11 protein-coding genes are annotated in these 20,868 nt (G+C 57.8%); 6 read left to right on the top strand and 5 right to left on the bottom strand.

The genetic code is table 11. From position 1 onward, the window contains the following. Nucleotides 1-67 precede the first annotated feature (67 nt). Nucleotides 68-8,602, top strand: coding sequence for an S-layer homology domain-containing protein (locus IDH45_RS14105; RefSeq protein WP_190928626.1), 8,535 nt, complete (start codon nt 68-70; stop codon nt 8,600-8,602). A gap of 142 nt (nt 8,603-8,744) precedes the next feature. On the opposite strand, the gene IDH45_RS14110 is transcribed toward IDH45_RS14105, so the two are convergent. Then, complete coding sequence (locus IDH45_RS14110) at nt 8,745-9,626, bottom strand: helix-turn-helix domain-containing protein (RefSeq protein ID WP_190928629.1); 882 nt, start codon at nt 9,624-9,626, stop codon at nt 8,745-8,747. Nucleotides 9,627-9,836: 210 nt separating this feature from the next. Here IDH45_RS14110 and IDH45_RS14115 point away from each other — a divergent pair, with 210 nt between their 5' ends. The 3 genes from IDH45_RS14115 to IDH45_RS14125 all read left to right on the top strand — a co-directional run bounded on the left by IDH45_RS14115 (nt 9,837) and on the right by IDH45_RS14125 (nt 13,342). Further along, nucleotides 9,837-10,697 carry a phytanoyl-CoA dioxygenase family protein gene (locus IDH45_RS14115; RefSeq protein WP_190928631.1) on the top strand — a complete coding sequence of 287 codons (861 nt, stop codon included), beginning with the start codon at nt 9,837-9,839 and terminating at the stop codon, nt 10,695-10,697. Between the two features lie 557 nt (nt 10,698-11,254). Beyond that, the gene (locus IDH45_RS14120) at nt 11,255-12,439 is read left to right on the top strand and encodes an RNA polymerase sigma factor (RefSeq protein WP_190928633.1); all 1,185 of its coding nucleotides are present in this window, start codon (nt 11,255-11,257) and stop codon (nt 12,437-12,439) included. A 114-nt stretch (nt 12,440-12,553) separates the two neighbouring features. Beyond that, the gene (locus IDH45_RS14125; RefSeq protein WP_397327060.1) at nt 12,554-13,342 is read left to right on the top strand and encodes a class I SAM-dependent methyltransferase; all 789 of its coding nucleotides are present in this window, start codon (nt 12,554-12,556) and stop codon (nt 13,340-13,342) included. Between the two features lie 81 nt (nt 13,343-13,423). Here IDH45_RS14125 and IDH45_RS14130 read toward each other — a convergent pair whose 3' ends face one another. After that, complete coding sequence (locus IDH45_RS14130; protein ID WP_190928635.1) at nt 13,424-14,308, bottom strand: AraC family transcriptional regulator; 885 nt, start codon at nt 14,306-14,308, stop codon at nt 13,424-13,426. Between the two features lie 209 nt (nt 14,309-14,517). Between IDH45_RS14130 and IDH45_RS14135 the strand changes: the two genes are divergently transcribed. Both IDH45_RS14135 and IDH45_RS14140 read left to right on the top strand, forming a co-directional pair. Next, a complete protein-coding gene (locus IDH45_RS14135) occupies nt 14,518-15,843 on the top strand; it encodes an ABC transporter substrate-binding protein (RefSeq protein ID WP_190928637.1) in 1,326 nt (441 codons plus the stop codon). 47 nt (nt 15,844-15,890) lie between these two features. Further along, nucleotides 15,891-17,267, top strand: a complete 1,377-nt coding sequence (locus tag IDH45_RS14140) for an FAD-dependent oxidoreductase (protein WP_190928639.1) — start codon at nt 15,891-15,893, stop codon at nt 17,265-17,267. A 157-nt stretch (nt 17,268-17,424) separates the two neighbouring features. Here IDH45_RS14140 and IDH45_RS14145 read toward each other — a convergent pair whose 3' ends face one another. The 3 genes from IDH45_RS14145 to IDH45_RS14155 all read right to left on the bottom strand — a co-directional run bounded on the left by IDH45_RS14145 (nt 17,425) and on the right by IDH45_RS14155 (nt 20,710). After that, the gene (locus IDH45_RS14145) at nt 17,425-18,825 is read right to left on the bottom strand and encodes an ADP-ribosylglycohydrolase family protein (RefSeq protein WP_190928641.1); all 1,401 of its coding nucleotides are present in this window, start codon (nt 18,823-18,825) and stop codon (nt 17,425-17,427) included. Between the two features lie 72 nt (nt 18,826-18,897). Then, nucleotides 18,898-19,767 carry an AraC family transcriptional regulator gene (locus IDH45_RS14150; protein ID WP_190928643.1) on the bottom strand — a complete coding sequence of 290 codons (870 nt, stop codon included), beginning with the start codon at nt 19,765-19,767 and terminating at the stop codon, nt 18,898-18,900. Between the two features lie 52 nt (nt 19,768-19,819). Then, on the bottom strand, nt 19,820-20,710 hold the full coding sequence (locus tag IDH45_RS14155; RefSeq protein WP_190928645.1) for an AraC family transcriptional regulator: 891 nt from the start codon (nt 20,708-20,710) through the stop codon (nt 19,820-19,822). Nucleotides 20,711-20,868 lie beyond the last annotated feature (158 nt).

Consider the following 20,868-nt stretch of genomic DNA (forward strand, 5'->3'; position numbering starts at 1 on the left):
GTCGGGTACGGACAGCAGCCGATGCCGGGTTATGGATCAATCCGCGATTAGGAGAAGGAGCAGTGCAATGGGAAACCGTAATCGATTTTTGGGGAAAACGCTTTGTTTGACGCTGGCGCTTTCGATTCCGCTGTCCGGTCTGCTGGCGCAGACGGGAATCGGGGGGACTGCGGCGGCCGAGGCGAGTACATCGGAAACGATGCTGAGAAGCTTGTTCGGCGGGTTGACCACAGAGTCGATCATGTCGCAGGTCGGGACGCCGGAGTCGAACGACGACCCGATCGTTAAACAGAACCTCGGTTTATTCGCCGCAGAGGCCGGGGGTGTCGCCAAAGCCGTCTACGCGGCGGAGAAGCCGGCCGCGCCGGTACTGGACCCGCTGCCCGCCTACTCGAACCTTCCAAGCATCGCCGTAACGGGAAGCGCGGCGGCGGGAGCGTCCGTAACGGTAAGTTATGTGTGGAACGGGGGAGGCGAAACCGCAGCGGGAACCGTCACAGCCGACGCTTCCGCGGCATTTCGGTTCGATTTGCCGCTGATGGAGGAAGGGGAGTACCGGATTACCGCCATAGCGAGTCAGAACGGGACGTCAAGCGACCGTTCCGGGCCGGCTGTCGTCATAGCCGACCGTACGCCGCCGCAGAGAGTTGAGAATGCGGGCTGGAAGCTGCTGTACCCGTCCAATACGACGGTGCTGCTGCAGTGGATGCCTCCGCTTGTCCCGTACGGACAGGGCGGCATGAAGCCCGATGCTTCAATCGCCCGCTACACCGTGTCCGATACGTCGGATACGCAGCTTCGGGAAACGGCGGGGCTGGAGGCGATCATGGAAGGGCTGGAGCCTGCGCGCATGTATCTGTATCGGGTTCGTGCGGTCGATCAGGCCGGCAACGTATCCGACTACGAGACGATTTATGCGGGAACGTCGCCTGCCGGGGAGGTCAAGTTGACCGATTTTGACTCCGAGGTGCCGGTGCCTCCCGCAATGAGCGGCGATGGCGGCACGATCCTGTACACGGACGAGGAGAGCCGGCTGTACCGCGTCGATACGTCGACAGGAGATCACGTGGAAGTGGTTCTGACGCGCGACGGGGAAGCGCCGGATGGCACTATCCGGGAACTGGCCGTCAACCGTGCCGGGAACCGCTTCGCCTTCTCGTCGGATGCGGCCAACCTGCGGGTCGCCCAAGATCCGAACGGCGCGCCGAATGCCGTGTATGTGTATGACGCGGATACGGAGCTGATCGGGCTTGTGTCTACGTCCGGACAGCGGGCCGGCAAACCGGTCTTGAGCGGCAGCGGGCAGCTGCTCGCCTTTGTGGAGAACGGCCAAGTTTACGTGCACGACCGGGCGGGCAATTCCGTCAGGCTGGTAAGCGCGGCGGAGGAAGGAGGGGCCGGCAACGGCATCAGCGACTTTCCGGCGATCAGCGCGGACGGGCGTCGGATCGTCTATGAGACGACCTCGACGAACCTGAAGGGGGCCGCAACGAGCGGGGGCGGGTCCAACGCCATCGCCGTGTACGACGTCGCCTCGGACCGGCACCTATGGGTGGCCGGAGGCGGCGGCTCGAGCCGCAACCCGGCGATCAGCGCCGACGGCGCGTTTGTCGTGTACCGGGGCAGTTTTGGCGGCTTCCCCAAGCTGCATATGCTGGATATGCGGGACCCGGACAGCGCCAATTGGACCAATGAGGCGTTCCCGGACAACCGCTCTACGAATCAGCGGAAGGACAAATCGTACAGTCGGGTCGCGATCAGCGGCGACGGCAGCTATGCGGTTGCGACACTGCATGACTATAACCCGCAAGGAAGCCCGTACGCCAATTCGTATGCCGAGCGGTTCAACCGTCAGACCGGAGCGGTCGATACCGTCGGCAATCCGGCATCCAGCGCCCCGTTCGCCTTGATCGACGAAACGGGCAACCGGATCGTTTATGCGAGGGACGGCGGTTTGTACACGTACTGCAACGGAGTATGCGTGCAGCCTGAACCCTCGGATGACATCGAATCGGTTAATTGGTCGGCGGCAAGCGGCGATCAGACGTTCGGCAACGTGAATCCCGGCGCCGTTGTCACGATTCAGGCGATCGGCAAGCCGGGAGGCGATGTCGTGGCCGAGGTTGCTTACCGCGAGAGGATCGAGGGAGATCCAGCCCGTGAGGGTGCGGCGAAGAAAACGCTGGTGATGACGGAAACGCCGGGCGGTTCCGGCTTATACCGGGCGACGTTCTCCGTAGCCGAAGGCATGACGCAAATCGACTCCATCGCCGCCCGGCCGGCAGGCGGCGGAGATTCGCGGTACGCGCCTCAGACGCCGATTCACGTCGCCGGCAAGCTGTCGGTCACGATTGAGGCTCCGTATCCCGGCGTGCTCGGCACACTCCAGCTCGCGCTGCAAGGCTCGGGAGGACTGTCAACAAAGAGGCCGCTGGTTGCAGGACAGACGCGTTACGAGTTGATGTGGCCGGCCGATCCCGGCGTGACCTTGGAGATCCGCGACGCGAACGGCACAGCGGTTTACGCGAGACAAAGCGGCGTAGCGGTTCACAAGGGAGCGGCGACATCGGTCGCGCTGGCTCCGGTCATTCCCGCCACCCTGTCCGTCGAGGTGTTGCACGGCTTTCGCCCGGTGGTTGCACAGCTGACGTTCAAGGACGAGAGCGGCGCGACGATCGGCAGCATGACCACGGACAGTATGGGTAAGGCTGTCTTGTCGGGCCGCCAGGCCGGCGAAACCGTAACGGTATCGGTCGCGCCTCCGAACGAATATGCCGTGCCGGCCGATCGGCAGGTTACGCTCCGCATCGGGAACGAATCGCTGCAAGTTCCGCTCGAAAAGTGGAGCGATACGGTAGGCAGCCATAAAATCGAGTTCGCCCGCGAGGTTGGCCGGGAACCTTTTACACTACCGGTAATCGGCAGCGAGGTCCGCGTGACGGCCAGAGCGAAAAGCGGTATTGCGCTGCGGGCCAAAATCGTCAAGGAGGTGTGGGACGGCGGGGAGTCGACCGTACCGGCAGACGAGTGGATCGGGCTTGCCGAATCGCCGGATGATCCGGGAGGCTACACGGGGAGCTTTGCGATCGCAGAAGGAACAGCCTCATTAAAGGAGCTCACGTTCGAAGCTAACGGCGTCTTGTTCGCCGAAACGTATCCGATCCGAAAACATGTGGCAAGCCGGCTCCAGGTCCAACTTGACGTGCTTCCCGATTCGGAATGGTCGGCCAAATTGGCAGGCGCTGCGTTAGACATGTCGTCTTCCGGCGGTTCGAATCTGTTCTATTACTCGGAGAGGAAGACGGTCGGCGACGGAACGGAGGTGTACACGTTTGACACCCCGTATCCCTTGTCAGCGCATTCGCTTCTCTTGCGTCCGGCCGGGTTGAAGTCGGTACAGCTTACGATGGCTTCGCCTGCGAGCGGGTTAACCTCGAATGTGTCGCTCGCTCCCGAATTCAACTTCGCCTTTCGCTGGAACATGAAGCAGGACGGCGTTCCGGCTATGTGGTATAAAGGGACGCTGCGAAACGTCTCCGACGGTTCCGTCGTCTGGCAGAGCAGCGGATACGACTTGTTGCCCGCCGCCGTCCAACTGCCACGCCGCAGTGCGTCGGCGGAAAGGCTGCAATTGACGATCGTTCCGTCAGACCCTTCGTACGAGGTTCAAACGGTCGAAGTGACGGCAAACAGCGCCGTCACCGCCATGAATGTCCCGATTGTCAAAAAGCCGGAAGCGCTGCTGAGCGGGCGCGTGTTCGGGACAGGTGGGGCACCGTCGGCTGGCAGCTCCGTCACCGCTACGGTCAAGCGGGACAACACGTCCAAAACGTTTCGGGCGGTTACGGATAAATCCGGCGCTTACAACCTGACCGTGCCCGCGGGCGAGGTAGAGCTGAAGGCGACTAGCTCTGCCGGCGCCGGACGATTGTCCCGCACGTTGAAGCTGGAGGCGATCGGCGAGCAGACCGTCGATTTGACCTTGCACGACTATGCCAAGGTAACCTTCCGTCTGTATACGAAGCTGCTCGGAGGGGATTGGTCAGGCCCGATCGAGCTGGATTGGCGGACTTCCGTCCATTTTCATGTGAAGCCGTCGTTCCAAGTCATGAGCCAGAAGGGGAACGAGTACCGGGCAGAAGCCGTAATCGGGGATACGATCGGCATATGCGTTAACGGATTCGAGGCCGGACTTCCTGGAAAATGCCAGGAGACCGTCATTGACGAGAATAACGAAGCCGTGATCGAGATCCGTTTGGAAAACTCGGGCGGGCAAGCTGCATTCCGCGCGATCCGCCCCGACGGCAGTACGCCTTCGAGCGTTTCGGCGGTACTGTATCAGCCGGACGGCTCGCACTCCAACTACTCCAATCTGTTGATTCATAAGGAGAAGCAGCAGTTCGTCATCCCGATCGGCAGCGCGGGCAACCACCGCCTGCAGCTGAAAGCGGCGAACGGGGATGCCGCCATGGTCGATTTCGCTGCGCGGCCGGGAGACATCGTCGAATTGGGCAACATTGCCCTGCAGCGGCCGATACGATTTTTCGGCGCAGGCAACGGGCTTGAAAGCGCGTCGGATTGGGCGACGCCGAACGGACGCATTACGCTGCGCGCTTTTTATTTGGACGGCGGCGGCTCTGGTCAAGCCGAAGTTCGGGACACTATTCTGTCGCTTCAACTGCCTAAAGAAACGGAATACGTACCGGGGACACTCGTCGTGAATGGTACCGCCGCGCAGCCGCCGGCCGTCGGGCAAACGCTTGAAATCCCGCTCGGATCAGTTAAACGGGGAGAACGCGGCGCCGTGCAGCTGCAATTGAAGCTGCGGGAGCAGCCTTCGCTGTCCCAGGTCGCGATCGCAGGCAAAATTCGCTATTCGGACAGCGCTATACGCGAGGAAGCCCTCGGCACGACGGTCATCGACATCGTGCCGGTTACGATCCGGGCGCCGGAGACGGTTGCGGCGCCGCACTTCAAGGTGAGCGGGTACGCGCCGGCCGGAGCGCAAGTAACTGTCTATGACAACGGAGTCGTGATGGGCGTAGCGTCCGTATCGCCGGAAGGCACATGGTCGCTTCCCGTGGAGCTGGCCGACACGTTGACGCGGAAGCATCGCCTGACAACGGAAGCGGAGGTCGCCGGCGTACGCACCTACGGGGAACGCGCCTTCGTCGAGTATGATCCAAACGATCCCGGGCTTTCTTCGGTCGTGATGCGGCAGCCCGACGGGCGCGTCTACCAGTTCGATCCGGGCGAAGGAGTGGCGGTATTTCCATATGTCGTCGCCCCGAGCTATCCGTTTCTCTTCGAGCTGAGTTTTCGCGATATTTCCCGCGTCTATGACGTTTATGTGACGGTCGGAGACAGCGTCGCGCCAGCACAGCTGGTGGACGGCCGTTACCAGGCGAGCGTGCCGGTCACGTACAATCTCGGTCCGATCGGCGTGGAGTACAGAACGAAGCGAGCGGCAGATGAAGGGCCGGGTCCGGTACCGGATGAGGAGCAGTTCCGCCGCAGCCTGCCCAGCGATGTTGCCGGCTACAGCGTCGATTGGATCGCCGGTCCGGGCGAGAGAACGCCGGATGGAACGGTTATGCCCGCAGGCGCCGCTTCCGTCAAGCTGCAGTTCAATAGCAGTCTGAAAGGGCAGATGAGCGTGCTCACGGAACCGGCAGGCGCCTACGAGCCGAGCGAGCGGGACCGGCAAATTGCGGAGCGAACGGGTGTCCCTGTATACGGCTTCAACCTGAGTCTGTCCAAGAACGAGTCGTCTATGACCGTCAAGCTGACCGGCTACGTGCCGGACGGCTCGGCCTCGCCGGCGACGGCGCGCGGCGGTCCGGTCGCTGCGCTTGCGGTCAAGGAGGAACTGGTCAAGAAAACAGTGAAATTCACGATCGATAGGGTTGGCCAGGCGCTCGGCTTCCGCGACATCATCGCCGGGGGGATGGACGCCGCCGATCCGGACAATTTCGCAAGACGGATCAACCGGGCGATCGAAGTCGCCGAAAACCTTTGCGATTTGCAGGCGCGGGAATATTACACCAATTTCGCCTGGAACGTCAAACTGGATATTCATATGCACGAGCGAGTCAAAACGACAGTCGGCGTGCTCGGTACGTATCTCGGCAAGGGCCTTGGCGGTATCGCCTTCTGGGGAGAAGGCTACTACATCGGGATGAAGCTGGATGAGGTCATCAACGATGAATTGACCGAGCTGGAAGACCATTTGAATAAATATAACAGCGAGTTGAAATGCTCCAAGAAAAAGCCGAAGAAGCCGGTCGCCGATCCGAAATATATATGGGACCCGAGCGGTTATGTGTATGAAGGCATTCCGGGCAACCGGGTACAGGGCGTGACCGCGACCGTGATGGAGAAGGAGCCGGCAACCGGCGTCTGGAACGTGTGGGACTCCGAGTGGTACGGCCAGTCGAACCCGCTGTTGACCGACGGTCAAGGCCGGTATGCCTGGGACGTTCCGCCCGGTAAATGGATGGTCAAGTATGAGAAGGAAGGTTACGAGACGACATATAGCGACGAGTTGGACGTACCGCCGCCTCAGCTCGAGGTTAATATTCCGATGATGTCGTTTGACGAGCCGCAGGTGGACGCCGTTTACGCTGCCGCGGGCGGTGCGCATGTGGATATCCGTTTCAGCAAGCCGATTGATGAAGGCTCGATCGGTCCGGATTCCTTGATCGTGACCGCCGAGAATGGAACGGCCGTCGCGGGGGAAGCGAAGGCGAAGGCGCCGGTTGAAGCGAACGGCAAGACGCTGACCGAAGCGGTCCGTTTCGTTCCGGCCGGTCCGATGCCTGATGGGGCTTACCGGATGACCGTATCGGGAACGCTCGCCAGCTACGCCGGGGTAACGATGGGACGCGTTACCGAGCTATCGTTCCAGGTCGCAAGGCGGGACGTGACGCCTCCGGCGGATGTTGCGGGTGTGACGGCCGGGGTGGCGTCCGGCACCGCGATCGTGGCGTGGGACGAACCGAAGGACGCCGATTACGCTGCATCGCGCGTGCGCTGGAAGATGCGCGGAGCATCGGCGTTCGGCGAGCCGATCGAGGCGGCAAAAGGCGCCGGATGGGCACAAATAACGGATTTGCCCGACGCGGACGGTTACGAGTTCCAAGTGACGGCCATCGACGAGTCCGGCAACGAATCCGCGGGCGTCACCGCATTCTGGACGCGCGGGGAAGATTGGACGCCGCCGCTTGCCGCTGCCGATCTGGAGGCTCTTGCCGTCCGGGAGGATCGGATCGAGCTCCGCTGGACCGATCCGGCTTCCCCCGATCTGGCAAAGCTGCGATTGTCGTGGGCCAGGGAGGATTCGCCCGACGACGTTCGTTCCGGCGAAACGACGCCGCGGACGGGTGCTTATACGATATCCGGGCTGACTCCGGATACAGCGTACATCGTATCGGTTGTGGCTGTCGACACCGCAGGCAACGAATCGCTGGCGGCATCGATCCAAGTCCGGACGAACGCGGCGTCTACAGGAGGCGGCGATCCGGCTCCGGGCGGCGGCTCCGGCGGGCATCCGGGTGGTCCTGCAGGCGGTGGTACAGGCAGCGGAACGGCGGCGGACCCGCATGCAGCGGAAGCGACGACCGGCCCGGCTGGCGGCATCTACCGGGCGTTCGAAGGCAAGGTGGAGCTGACCGTTGCTCCGGGAACGTTCCCGGCCAATACGAAGCTGTCTCTGCGCCTGAAGGAAGGAACGGACGCCAGGCTGCCGGGCGGTTATGTCCGCATGTCGCATGCGGTTACGATCGCATCCGACGGAGCCGTGCCGGCGAAGCCGATGAAGCTGAGCCTTCGGTTCGATCCTGCAGCGGCACGAACGATCGACGTGCGGAAGCTCGGCTTGTATAAGAAAGCAGATGCCCATCCGGCCGGATGGACTTATGTCGGGGGGATCGCCGATCCGGACAGCGGTAGGGTCGAAGCCGATGTAGCAAGCTACGGCGAATACGTCGTACTGCTGTACGACCGGACGTTCTCCGACTTGCTCGCACATTGGGCGCGAAGCGATGCGGAAGTTCTCGTCAGCCGGCATCTTGTAGACGGTGCGGGCGCCGACCGTTTCGAGCCCGACCGGCCGATTACGCGGGCCGAGGCGACGAAACTGCTGGTAGAGTCGCTTCGGCAAGGAATGGCTGCGGAGCGGAACGGGCAGACGGAAGCGATGGCGAACGCCGTATTTGCAGATGTGGCCCCGGACGCATGGTATGCTCCATACGTGGCTGCCGCCGTCCGGCTCGGCTTGGCGGAAGGGGCCGACAACCGGTTCCGTCCGGACGATGCCGTCACCCGCGAGGAGTTGGCCGTCCTGCTGCGGCGGTTTGCCGGGCTGTACGGCGGCGGCGCCTTGCCGGTGCCGCGCGGCGAAGAGCCGGCAGTGCTGGAGCGCTTCGCCGACGAGCGGGACATCTCCGGCTGGGCCAGAGAGGCGATGGCGGATTCCGTCAGCCAAGGCTGGCTGCAAGGCGTAACCGCCACTGAGCTGCTGCCGCAAGGCGAGGCGAATCGCGCCCAGGCCGCCGTGATGCTGCTTCGCGTGCTCACCAGCCTCGGCGCTATAACGAAATAAGCCGCGTTTTTTTAACCTAGCCGCCTGGTAAGGGCAGCGGAACACCTTCGGGTATTCCGCCCTCTTCCGGGCGGCTTTGTCTTGTTCTCTGAAGGGGCCTTCGCAGCAATTTCCGCTCAACCCGCTTTGTCCGAACCGACGGTTATGTATCGCGGCCTGCCGGGGAGAACCGTTTTTTGTACGACAACGGCGTCTCGTTCACCAGTTTCCGGAATTCCCGATAAAAGGAAGAGGCGCTCTGAAACCCGCATTGCTCGCAAATGTCCTCGATCGGCATATCCGTCTGCACCAGCAGCCGCTGAGCCGCTTGCACACGCAAATGAAGCAGGTACGTTTTGAACCTTTCCCCCATCACCTCCGCAATCAGATGACGGGCCCGCGACGGGCTGAGCGACATCGCTCTGGCGACGTCCTCCAGATGGATGCTCTCGCGATAATGGGATTGAATATAGGCAAGACCGGCTCGTACGGTTGCATATTTGGAATAAAACGGCTTCCATGTCCCATCTGTCTCGGCATCGTAATGACGCGCCAGCAGCGAGCATATGTGAAACAGCAAGCTTTTGACCAGCGTGCCGTAGGCCGGACGGCGCTCCGCCAGCTCCTCCTGCATCTGTTGTATCAGTTTGCCGATCTCTTGAGCGATCGGGAGCTGCCCGGGGATCCGATGCGTAAACCGCTCGCGGTCATAGATGAACGGGCGGAGCAGATGGAAGTCCAGCTGCTCGATCGTCGATGCCTGGAAAAATAAAAACAAATTCGAGCAGGTGCGACCCCTGTACGATTTGGACGTATGACGCTCGACGTTGTTGACGATGACCAAATCGCCGGGCTCGATGTCGTATTCCCGGTTTTTGAAATAAAACACCCCTTTGCCGGAAAGACAGTAGCAAATCTCCAGCGTATCGTGCCAATGCGGTATTTCCGGAATGGTCGGCAGCGTCCACGGAACGAGCGAAACCCCCGTTTCGGCGCTAGGCAGATGGTGGTTCCGGATCGCCTCGACGGACAGAATAATGTCCACAGCCACAGCTCCTTTCGTATAGTGCCTTCTCGGTTCCAGTATAGGACCCGGTCAGCCGCCGTTCAATACACTCCTGACGAAATAGCCGTTTTTGGGAATAAAATAGACGCTGCCGCCATTGTTTGCGTTAGGGATGGTCAGTAAGATGAAATCACGATCGGTGACCGGATGAGCAAGGTCAGCGGTTGGACAAAAAGGAGGGTTATTCGGATGCCAGCACATGCGACATTGCCGTACCGCTTCGAATTCGACAAGAACGAGGTGCGGAACATTGTGGAATGCAACAAGCAGCATGGTTTTGCGATTGTAAAAGGGATGCTGCCCCCGGCTATGGTGGAGATGCTGAAAGCGGAAGTGCGCCGCGTGCTCGAGCCCGTCATACAGTCATCCGGCGTTATTACGTATACGCATACTCAATTCATCGAATGTTCTCCCGTTTACGCGTCTTTGATGGCTTATGAGCCGTACATGCAGATCGCTCGGGCCCTGAACGACGATGAACCGATCACATTGAACCGTTCCGCCGCGATTTACAAAAAAGCGGGCTGCGGCCCGATGGCCTGGCACACGGACTGGGGGCCGCTGGAGCATCCGTACGATACCAATGCGGTTTTGAACAATTCCGGCGCCAACTCCATGTGGTTTTACTTGAATGGCATTGACGATGTGAGGGGAGGATTGGCGATCATTCCGGACTCCCATACGGAAGATTGGAACGCGCCCGAAGGCTTTGCTTTTACGAAGCACAACAAGTCGTTTTACCGAAAAGGGGACGCGCCGGCGCCTCATACAAGGATGGACGATGTGCCCGGCGCGATGCCGGTAATCGCCGAACCGGGCGATATGATCTTGTTCGCGGAGCGGACGTACCACGGGGTATACCCGCACCTGGGGACGGAAACGCGGCTAAGCTGCGGAATGAGCTTCCGCAAGATAAGCTACAAGCCCGAGCAAGTATGGCCGCTGACCGAATCGGCGAGACGGTTTATCGACTCAAGCGCGCCGGAGATCAAGCCGCTCGTCGAAGGGTATATCGGGATGGGCGGGGATTGGCGGAGCGTCGCCCGTTAAGGTGTTCCCGCAAGTCGCAGGAATGAGTCGTAGAAGCTGTCCTCAGAGATACTTTGCGCTCGCGCTTGCTTTCATTAATCACGAATATAATCTTTTGCCGCCAAATGGCGGCTTTTTTTATCGGCTTTAAGTTGTTCGCCGCACTGGAGCAGAAAAGGAGGGGCTTTTCTTATCGAGCCGGCAAGGGGCGAAGCCGCCCATCACAGGTGGCCGTTGGGAGCTTCTGCCCTGCTTCAAGCGGGAAAGGAACCGGATAAGAGCGGTTTGTATCCGTTATTTTGCCGAAAACCCGCCTGAATGAGGGAATAAAAGCGTTTTGGAGCTGCTAATATCCGCGAAAAGGCGACACCCTCATCAGTTGGAGGAAATAAGGGGTACTAACCGCCTCTATTCGTCGATGCTGTCCCCAAATGCCGAAAATAGCGGGTACCAAAGACTTTTATTTCGTGGTAGAACCCACGCACGATACCTAGCTTCTCGCTTTTTTTTGATCCGATGTGGCTATTTCACGTTTTCTGGTGTCTAATGGGATGTGACGTCATAAGGAGGTTAACCGCATGCCTGCATCCGCCGACCGAATGGAAGACCTCTATATTAGGTATCACTATAGGCTTCGTAAGTATTTACAGCTGAAAGTCGACAAGCAGACGGCGGAAGATCTGACCCAGACGACCTTCGTCAAAGCTTTGGAAAACAGGCACGCCTTTCGCAATCACGCCAGTCCTTTTACGTGGTTATGGCGCATCGCCAGCAATACGCTCAAGAACGAATACCGCAGTAAGAGCCGCAAGCGCGAACAATATACCGATCTGGACCGGCTCGAAAACCGTTTCGTATCTTGTGAATTCGCGAACAACGTAGAGATTCGGATCGATGTCGGCTCTGCGATTCGGAAACTGAACGATACGGACCGTGAAATTCTCGCGCTCCACTATGATATCGGGTGTACGCTGAAAGAAATTTCGGAGATCGTTGGGCTAAAGCGGAGCACGACCAAAAATCGGCTGTATCGGGCGCTTGCAAAATTACGCACCGATTTGGCCGACCTTGAGGAGGGGCCCGCCAGCATACCGCTTTTTCAAAACTTTTTGTTCATGGATCGCCCGGCTCCCGCACACGCCGCGCAAGTCCGGGAGGATCTGCTCGGCGGGCTCGGAAGCGGCGTCGAACGGGTCACCGCTCGTCTTCGGCATCAACCGGCCGAGAAGCTGACGATCCAGATATATCCCGATCTTGCTGCCTTCCACCGGGCGGTCGGCGAACCGGACGCTCCGGACTGGTTCATGGGCGTCATAGACGGCACGACGATTAAGATCGTATCGCCGTTGAATCCCGGTCCCGCTCATACGTACAGATCGGTGCTGCAATCCGCCGTTCATCTGTTCACGATCCTCCTGGTGAAACAGGTGAACCCCATTTCGCCGAAATGGCTGTATCAAGGACTGGGCGGATATGAAGCCGGGTTAATGACAAAGGAACATATTCGCCGCTCCATCCGCAAGACGGTCGAATGCGACGAGGTGCCGACATTCGAAGACTTGGAGGATGATTCCTGGGATTTCGAGCGGAAAAAAGGGTTTCAATACGCGTATACTCTGGCGGAATATATATTGCGGGATTACGGAGAGGAAGGATTGAATCGGCTCATCCGAACGCCGGCTGATTTCGAGGACGCGCTCCGATGCTCGGAGCCGGAATTCCGCAGCCGATGGATCAAATTCCTGAAGGCTCATTACGCGTGACAGCGCCAAGTCTCCTCGTGTTATGCATACCATATAGCATCTCCTATAGCGTCCATACTGTTAGACAGGAAGTATCTGTCCGAATGGAAAAAATGAACAAAACCATCGGTGGTGATTGGTCTGGAACCTTCTGATCAGAATAAGCAATCATGGAATAGCGGGGCTTACCGGGCATGGACCAACCGGTTCGGTACCCCTTCCGAAGCCGCAGTGAGGATCAAACGCGACCCGGCAAAAAGAATCGGAAAAGCCCTTGACTATACTGGTGATGTCAAAGATAAAAAAATCGCGAATTTGCTTGGGTCGAACGGAACTAAGGCCGTCGCTTTAGCGCTACTGGGCGCAATCGTCACTGTTGTCGATTTCTCTACCGAGAACGAAAAATATGCATTGGAGCTGGCTGAAGCTGCTGACGCTCCTATACGTTACGTAGTATCCGACGTCCTGCAGCTTCCGGCCGATGTGCCGAGGGGCAGCTTCGATATGGTTTATATGGAACATGGGATTCTCCATTACTTTACGGATTTGAATGTTCTGTTCCATGTGGTGAGCACCCTTCTGCGCCCGGGAGGACTGCTTGTTCTACAAGATTTCCACCCGGTGACAACAAAGCTTATAACGTCCAAAGGCTCAACGGCCAATACACGCAAGCATAAGGTAACAGGCGATTATTTTGATGCTTCGATTGAAGAAAAAGTAATTTCCTTTTCGAAATTCGGAGATGACTGCAATGCGAATGTGCGAAAAGTACTTTTGCGCAGATGGACTCTCGGGGAGATTATTACCTCCATAGCAAGCAGCAATCTAACGATTAGACTTCTGGAAGAGCTGCCTAACCAATCTTCAGACGACTTCGATAAAGGCATCCCCAAAACGTTTACCCTCCTAGCCGAAAAGTTGTGAGGCGATCACTGCACGAAGGATGGCAGCCCTCCCTCGGAAAAAATGCCTCCGCAGCCCGCACATCACCCCAACCCAACTAAATCACAACGCGGGAACGAACCGTTTCCGGTATTCCATCGGCGTGAAACCGGTTTGTTCCTTGAATACTTTGTCGAAATAGTTGATGTTGCAAAACCCGCTTTTTTCGGCGACATCGGTGACCGGTATGTCCGAATCGAGCAGCATCCGTTTCGCTTGTTCGATGCGAATCCGGGTCAAGTAGCGGATGGGGGGAAGGCCGAACACTTTTTTGAACAAGCTGGAGAAATGGTACGGGCTTAAATTGACGGTTTGGCTGACTCGCTCCATTTGCACTTTGCCGGCATAATGGTGTTCCATATAATCGATCGCCGGCTGCAGCCTGCGGAAAGAGGCGGCATGCTTCTCGGCATCGCCGTTCCGCGGTTCGTGCTGGTGCAGCCGGAGCAGCGGCGCCATCACCCGGTAAATGCAGGACAAAATGCCGTATTCGTAGGCAAGCTCCTGCTTGGTATATTCGTCGTACGCCTTCTCCATCGCCTCGGCCAGCTCCGCCCATAGCGGATGCTTGGTGTCATAGTGATTGCGGATCACGTTGGAGCCGCCGAACAAGGAGAGCGCCTGGCGGATTGCCGGATTGTCCGCGGCAAGGAGCAGCAGCGACTTATCGAACACCATTCCTTGGATTTCGCCCTTGCCGTTCCCGTTCGCATCCACTTCGGTCGTAACGGAATGGATCTGGTTGCTGTTGAAAAAAAAGATATCGCCGGCTTGCGCTTCGAACGTTTCCCTGTCAATCCGGACGGTAACGGAGCCCCGCGATACCCGTATAAATTCGAGATGCTCATGCCAATGGGCGATTACCAGATAAGGCGCTCTATGCTGAATGGAAGCTTTGAACGGAAAACGCGTTCCTTCAAAATCTTCTTTTTTTTTCATGGGCTCCATCAATGGCTGCCTCCTTCGGCTGCTGCTATTGTATGGCTTTATTGTAGCACGACTCGGTTAAGCGTTTTACCGGAATCGCAAAAAAACATAACTTAATCGCGAAAAGTTGTATAGCTATCCCTATCGGAATCGGGCATAGTAAAGAGGGTAAACCGCGCGGGGCCCAACGAAAGATACGAATTGGAAAACGATTTCATAGGGGGATTACAATGTTTAGTCGCGGATTGCGTTTTTTTGCTGCGGTACTGGTTGTCGTCACGGCGGCGGGCTGCTCCGGAGAAAGTAAGCCGGGAGCTTCCTCGCCGAATAGCGACGTTTCGTCAAACAAGGGCGAACCGTCCGCCGAGCCGGTTACGTTGAACTTTTATACAGAAGGGAATGCATCGGTTTTGGCGGATACGATTGCCGAGCTGGTTGCGAAAAAATATCCCCATATCAAACTAAACACGACGTTAGGCAAGGGAAAGGCTCAAATCGAGGATATGGTCGGAGCCGGTCAAGTGCCGGATCTGATCTCCTATTCGCTCGGCGGCGTCACACAGCTGAAAGAGATGCAGCTCGTCTCCGACTTGACCCCGCTGATCCAGAAACACGGCTTTGATCTGACGCGCCTCGCGCCCGGAGTAGAGGACAATATCCGCGCTTTCTCGGACAATGACGGCAAGCTCATTCTGATGCCGTTCGAGTTGAATAACAACGCTTTATTTTATAACAAGACCATCTTCGACAAATTCGGGGTCGCGTATCCGAAGGACGGCATGACTTGGGAAAGCCTGCTCGATGTGGCCAGACAGGTGACGCGTATGGACGGAGGCGTTCAGTACAAAGGCTTCCGCTTCGAGGAAACGAATCTGGTGTTCAAAAACCAGCTCGGACTTCCGTTTATTGATCCGGTTACGTTGAGGGCTTCGATTCATAACGACGGCTGGAAACGTTGGCTGACTACGATGACGGCCTTTCATGCGATTCCCGGCAATACGCTGAATACGAAGGTCAGCGAGAAGGACGAGTTCATCAAGGAGCAGACGCTGGCCATGCGGACAGGACCGAATTTCATGAGCGAGCTGCCGGCCGCCGTCGGAAGGGGAGGCTTCGATTGGGACGTCGTATCGCTTCCGGTTTTCCAGGGATATGAGGGAAAAGGCTCCCAGTTTAATGCGCCGTATTATGCGATCCCGCCGACGAGTAAATATAAAGATCAGGCGTTTCAAGTGATTGCGTATATGATGTCCGACGAAGTGCAGCAGATGATGTCCAAGCGGGGACGGCTTCCGATCGTGAAGGACGAGAAGGCGAAGAACGAATTCGGGACCGGAATCGAAGGCTTGAAGGACAAAAACTTAAAAGCGTTCTTCATGGATACGGTCGCCATGCCCGCGCCTTCGACGATTTATGATACGATAGCCAAAACGACGATGGTCCAGAAAGGCATACGCGGTATCGCTGTGGACGGCAAGGACGTCAATACGGCGCTTCGCGAGTCGGAGGACGATATCAATAAACAGATTGAGGCTGACAAAGCGGCTAAAAAGTAAACGAATCGGACCTGGTCGTCAAAAGCGGAAGAGGGAGAGGGAACGACATGACCAACGACATGACCCATAAACAGGAGCAATACGATATTGTCATCGTCGGAGCGGGAGTGGGCGGCATATGCGCCGCTCTCGCGGCGGCCCGGCTGCGGCGCAGCGTGCTGCTGCTGGAGGAGATGGCGGAGATCGGCGGAACGGGCGTGCATTCCGCCGTCTCGCTGATCTGTGCGTTCAGGGACAACAACGGACGGCCGATCAATAACGGAATCCACCGTGAGCTGTTTCCGCAAGCGTATACACACGGCAAGGGCTTGTTCGAAGTGGAGGAGACCGTCCCCACCTACGACGAGAAGCAGTTGAAGGCTTCCTACCAGGCATTGCTGGAGGCGGAGCCGGGCATAACGGTTCGGACAGGGCACAAAGTGACGGGTGTCGAATCGAAAGACGGCTCGATCGTCTCGTTATCGGCGGAGTCGGTTAACGGGGAGACATCTCGGGTAGGCGGACGCGTGTTTCTCGATGCGACGGCCGACGGCAACCTGAGCGCCCTGGCAGGCGCCGAATGCCAGATGGGACGCGAAGAGGACGGGAAAATGCAGACAGCTACCGTGACGTTCAAGATGGTCGGCTTCGATCCTGCCAAGCTCTTCAACCCGCGTATCACGACATGGGGCGGCATCCATTCGTTAAGAAAAGAGTTGACGGTGTATTACCAGCAAATGAAGGAAGCCGGGGGAACGAACAATCCGCGCCCGAGCGTACTGTGCTTTCCGTATCCGGACGGACGGGGCATTTTGTTCAATTCGACGGCCGTGACCAATATCGACCCGACGGATGCGGAATCGGTTTCCGCAGGGATGCGGGAAGGAACCGAGCAAGCGGTTCAACTGGCCGAAGCCGTCAAGCGCCACCCGGCGTTTGCTCAAGCGCAGGTCGAATTTATCGCGCCGAAGCTGGGCGTCCGCGAAGGGCGGCGTGTCGTCGGAGATTATATGCTGACGGCCGACGATTGTTTGTCGGGGCGCGCTTTCGACGATATGGTCGCCGCTTGCGCGTACAGTTTGGATATTCATGATCCGCTCGGCGGCGGCGCCAAGCTCGTGAAAATCGGCGGCCCCGGTTATTACCATATCCCGTATCGTTCGCTGATCGCAAAAGGCTGGACCAATTTGCTGCTGAGCTCACGCTGCATCAGCGGCTCCCATGAAGCGCACAGCTCGTACCGCGTCATGTCCGGTGTTAGCGCTATCGGGGAAGCGTCGGGGACGGCGGCGGCATTGGCACTATGGAGGAATGCCGGCGATGTGCGCGACGTTCCGGCGGCGCAAATTCGCTATGTGCTTCAAGCCGGCGGCCAGTTTGTGGAAGGTCGCGTAGAGAAAGTGAGCCTGAAGCAGCCTCCGGCGGAACCGGGCATCAAGCGGTAGAACAAAGGAAGAACGATCAGGCTGCCGGACAGCCGGATCGTTCTATTTGCGTAGGACAGCTTGACTCTTGGTATTTAAGGAATTGGGTTTTTCGTCGGAGCAGATTTGTCAGATTCAGCAAAGAGTGGCGAGCTGAAGCCGATCTTCCGCCCCGGAATTACGCGCCGCTTGGAGTCAAGGAAGTGCGGATGCTCCGAAACACATCATAAGTGCGTTTGGCGCATTCCGAGATCGAGATGGGGTGGAATCCGATCAATTCCGCGTATAACGTATCGTTCAGCGGTTGCGTCCAGTTTGCAGGCAGATTGTTTGCGCCTAGCGAGGCACCCATAATGGAACCCACAGTTGCGCCATTGCAGTCGGTATCCCAGCCGCCAAGCACGGAAGTCGCGATCGCAGTAGTGAAATCGCCTTTGGCGAAAATGATCGAGGCGGCGACAAGAGCCGCGTTGTTGTTCGTATGGACAGGGTGGTAGTGCTTGAACGACTCCCAGATCCGGTCGACAAGCTCTACCTGGTCTTTGGCTTCTTTGGCGATCGTGATCGCAAGCTCGATATCGTGCGCAAGTCGGCAATTGCGCGGGATTTCGCTCAATCCTATGCGTACGATCCGCTCCGGATCGCTTTCGACGAAAGCGGCTGCGATCATGGCCGCACAGAACATTTCCCCGTAGATGCCGTTCTTCACATGGGAAAAAGAAGCGTCGCGCCAAGCAAGATCGGCTGCAAGTTCAGGGTTGCCGGCTGCGCCGTAGGCGAAACCGTCGGCGCGAATTTGCGCTCCGATCCATTCCCGGTAAGGATTCAAATACGTGCGCACCCAATCTATGCGGGAATTCCAATCGTCCGGCCGTTGTCCCTTCTGATGAGAGGTCGCCTGCATGAAGTTCAAATAAGCTTGTGTCTCTGCCGTACAAACCTGTCTGTAGGCGAGCCGTCTGTGCCATAATTTCCCGATGTCGAACGAGTCGAATTCAAGCCCTTTCTCCTCCAGCATAACCAGTCCGAGGACGGTATAGCGGATATCGTCGTCCGTTTCCATGAATGCGATGCGTTCCCGCGTGCTTTTCACGCTGGCAGGGGCAATCGCTAAACCATGCTCCTTCTCTGCGCGGGATGCGATCGGGGTGTAGCCCTGAATCGGCCAGGCGTCAGCGCCTTCGAACCACAGCTGGACGTTGCGCCATCCCGGATTGTTCTCCGTTCCTGCCATGTAGGGCCATGCCTCGAGCGGCTTGCCCAGTGCGCAGCCGGCGCTGCGGCCGAGCCAGGCGCCATAAAATTTGTCCTGCCACTGCGCTTCATCCATCGAATCGTTCAACAGGCGCGGACCGTCAGGCCGCAGAGCACGTATATCCGCCAGCTCCGATGGCTCCTCGAACGGGAAATCGCTTCGAATCGGAAGCGCTGCCAATTCGTTGTAGAGCGCCATCAGTAACGCTTCATCGGTTCCTGCCGCCGCGACCTTCTCGGCATAGCCGTCCACATTGCAGCCTTCCTCCTGTCTTTGCACGACTTCCTTTTGTACCAGCTCATCGAGCGATGTCCAACCCGCCATATCCGAACCCTCCATAAAATGATGTTGTTGTAGGATCATTATAGTTGCGGCACGAGTGAGACTTCTACTCAGCTATTGTCGGGTATTCTCAATAATTGCGCAAACGGAAAATTTACTGCGGTAATCTAACGGAGAAATTCCCGCGATCGATTTGAAAAGACGATAGAAGGAAGGGATGCTCTGAAAGCCGCTTTCAAAACAAACGTCTGCGGCGCTCAGGTTCGTACTGATCAGCAGCCGCTTCGCTTCGTTAATCCGCAGCTGCAGCAAGTAATCTTTAAAGCTGCGGCCAAGCTCCTGTTGAAACAGATGGCTGGCCCGGGAGGGGCTTATGTGAAGGGCATCCGCCATGTCCGTCAACTCGAGCGGTTCTCGGAAACGCTCTTCAAGGATAGCCAAAGCCGGCCGCATCCGCCGGAACGAGTCGCTCATCCGTTTCCATTCGAGCTTTGACATGCCGGTCGAATAATGGCGCAGCAGCAGCACGCACAGCTCCAGCAGAGCGCTTTTGGCCATGCTTAAATAGCCGTCCTGTTTGGCGTCGAGTTCGTACCATACTTTCTCAATTAATGCCCCGATCGGTGCAGACAGGGGAGAGGCGGAAGTCATGCGATTGTCGAAATGATCGGAGCTGTAGGCGAAGGGCAGAAGCAGCGATTCTTCCTCACCCAGTAGCAGCCGCGGATCGAAATTGATAAAGATGTACGTACTGGGGTCGCATTCAGCCGATTGGGCAATATGAAGTTCCCTGTTATTTACAATGAAAATATCGCCGGCAGCGACCCGGTACCGCTTCTCGCCGAAATAAAAAAAACCGCTGCCGGAAATACAGAGGCCGATTTCCAGGCTGGAGTGGTAATGAAGCGGCTCCAGCTCTGGGCTCGGCGTCCAGCGGAAGGCGTTGATCGGAATATGATTCTCATAAGTAATAGTCAGCCTCATCAGGAACCTCGAATTCTCATGTTTTGCCCCGGGCATCCCAAAGAAACGCCAGTTAAGGCTGACGCGGCCCCTGTGCCTTCGTCTCCCGCCGCTCCTGCTGCTGATATTGGCGGGGGGAGCAGCCGTATTTGCTGCGGAACACCCGTTCGAAGTGGGTCAAGGTGCGAAAGCCGGAAGCGTAGCAAATATCGGTTACCGGCCGGTCCGAAGCAAGGAGCAGGGCAGCCCCGAATTCGAGCCGCAAGTTCTGCAGGTAGTGCTGGAACGTATGGCCGGTCGTCTGCCGGAAGCATGTGCTGAAGTAACCGGGCGCGAGATTGGCTTCTCTGGCGGCATCCTGCAATCGCAGCGGTTCCCGGAAGTGATGATGAATAAAGGGAAGGGCGTTCGCTACCGCGGCGTGCCCCGATGTCGTAGCCTCGGCGCCGATGAAGCCCCGATCGGCCGGGCTGATCTCCCGCTGGCGCAGCAGTTCGATCAGGATGCGTTCCAGCGCCCCTTTGACCATCAGCCGCTGGGCGATCTTCGGCTCCCGCACCTCCCGGTCGATAACCCTGTATTCCTGCTCCACCCGCAGCAGTACATCGTGGTCCAGACGGATCATCCGGCTGGTATTGCCGTACAGCAGCAATTCGCGCAGCTCGCCGACCAGCATATCTTCCGAAAAGATTACGTTATAGATATGCAGGACGGAATCGGGATAAACTTCGTGAAAATCCGCCGGGGTTAGCAGGAAAAGACTGCCTCTCTCCAGCGGATGGGAGACTCCGTTCAAGATGTTCGTTCCTGTTCCTTCCGTGATGACGCACATTTCGTAAAATTCGTGCCAATGAAGCGGAGACGGCTTCGTCAGCTGTTGTACAAAGATGTTGAACGACCGGTTAAGCTCCATATACTGCTCATTCAACAGCCGCCTTGGCTGAGTGCCGCTCTCCCGCTTCATCGGATCATTCCTTTCCTTTAACAGGCGTCTATACGTTCTCGAAACGGCTTCCTGCTACATCCCGTCCCCGGGCAAGCCATACCTTGTGATTCTCATTGCGCTCCGGAATGACGCGCGTTTCCGTAGAGAAATAACGCATCGTATAGCCGCATCTGCGG

Origin of the sequence: Paenibacillus oceani (genome assembly GCF_014705615.1) — a bacterium.
GTDB lineage: Bacteria > Bacillota > Bacilli > Paenibacillales > NBRC-103111 > Paenibacillus_AB > Paenibacillus_AB oceani.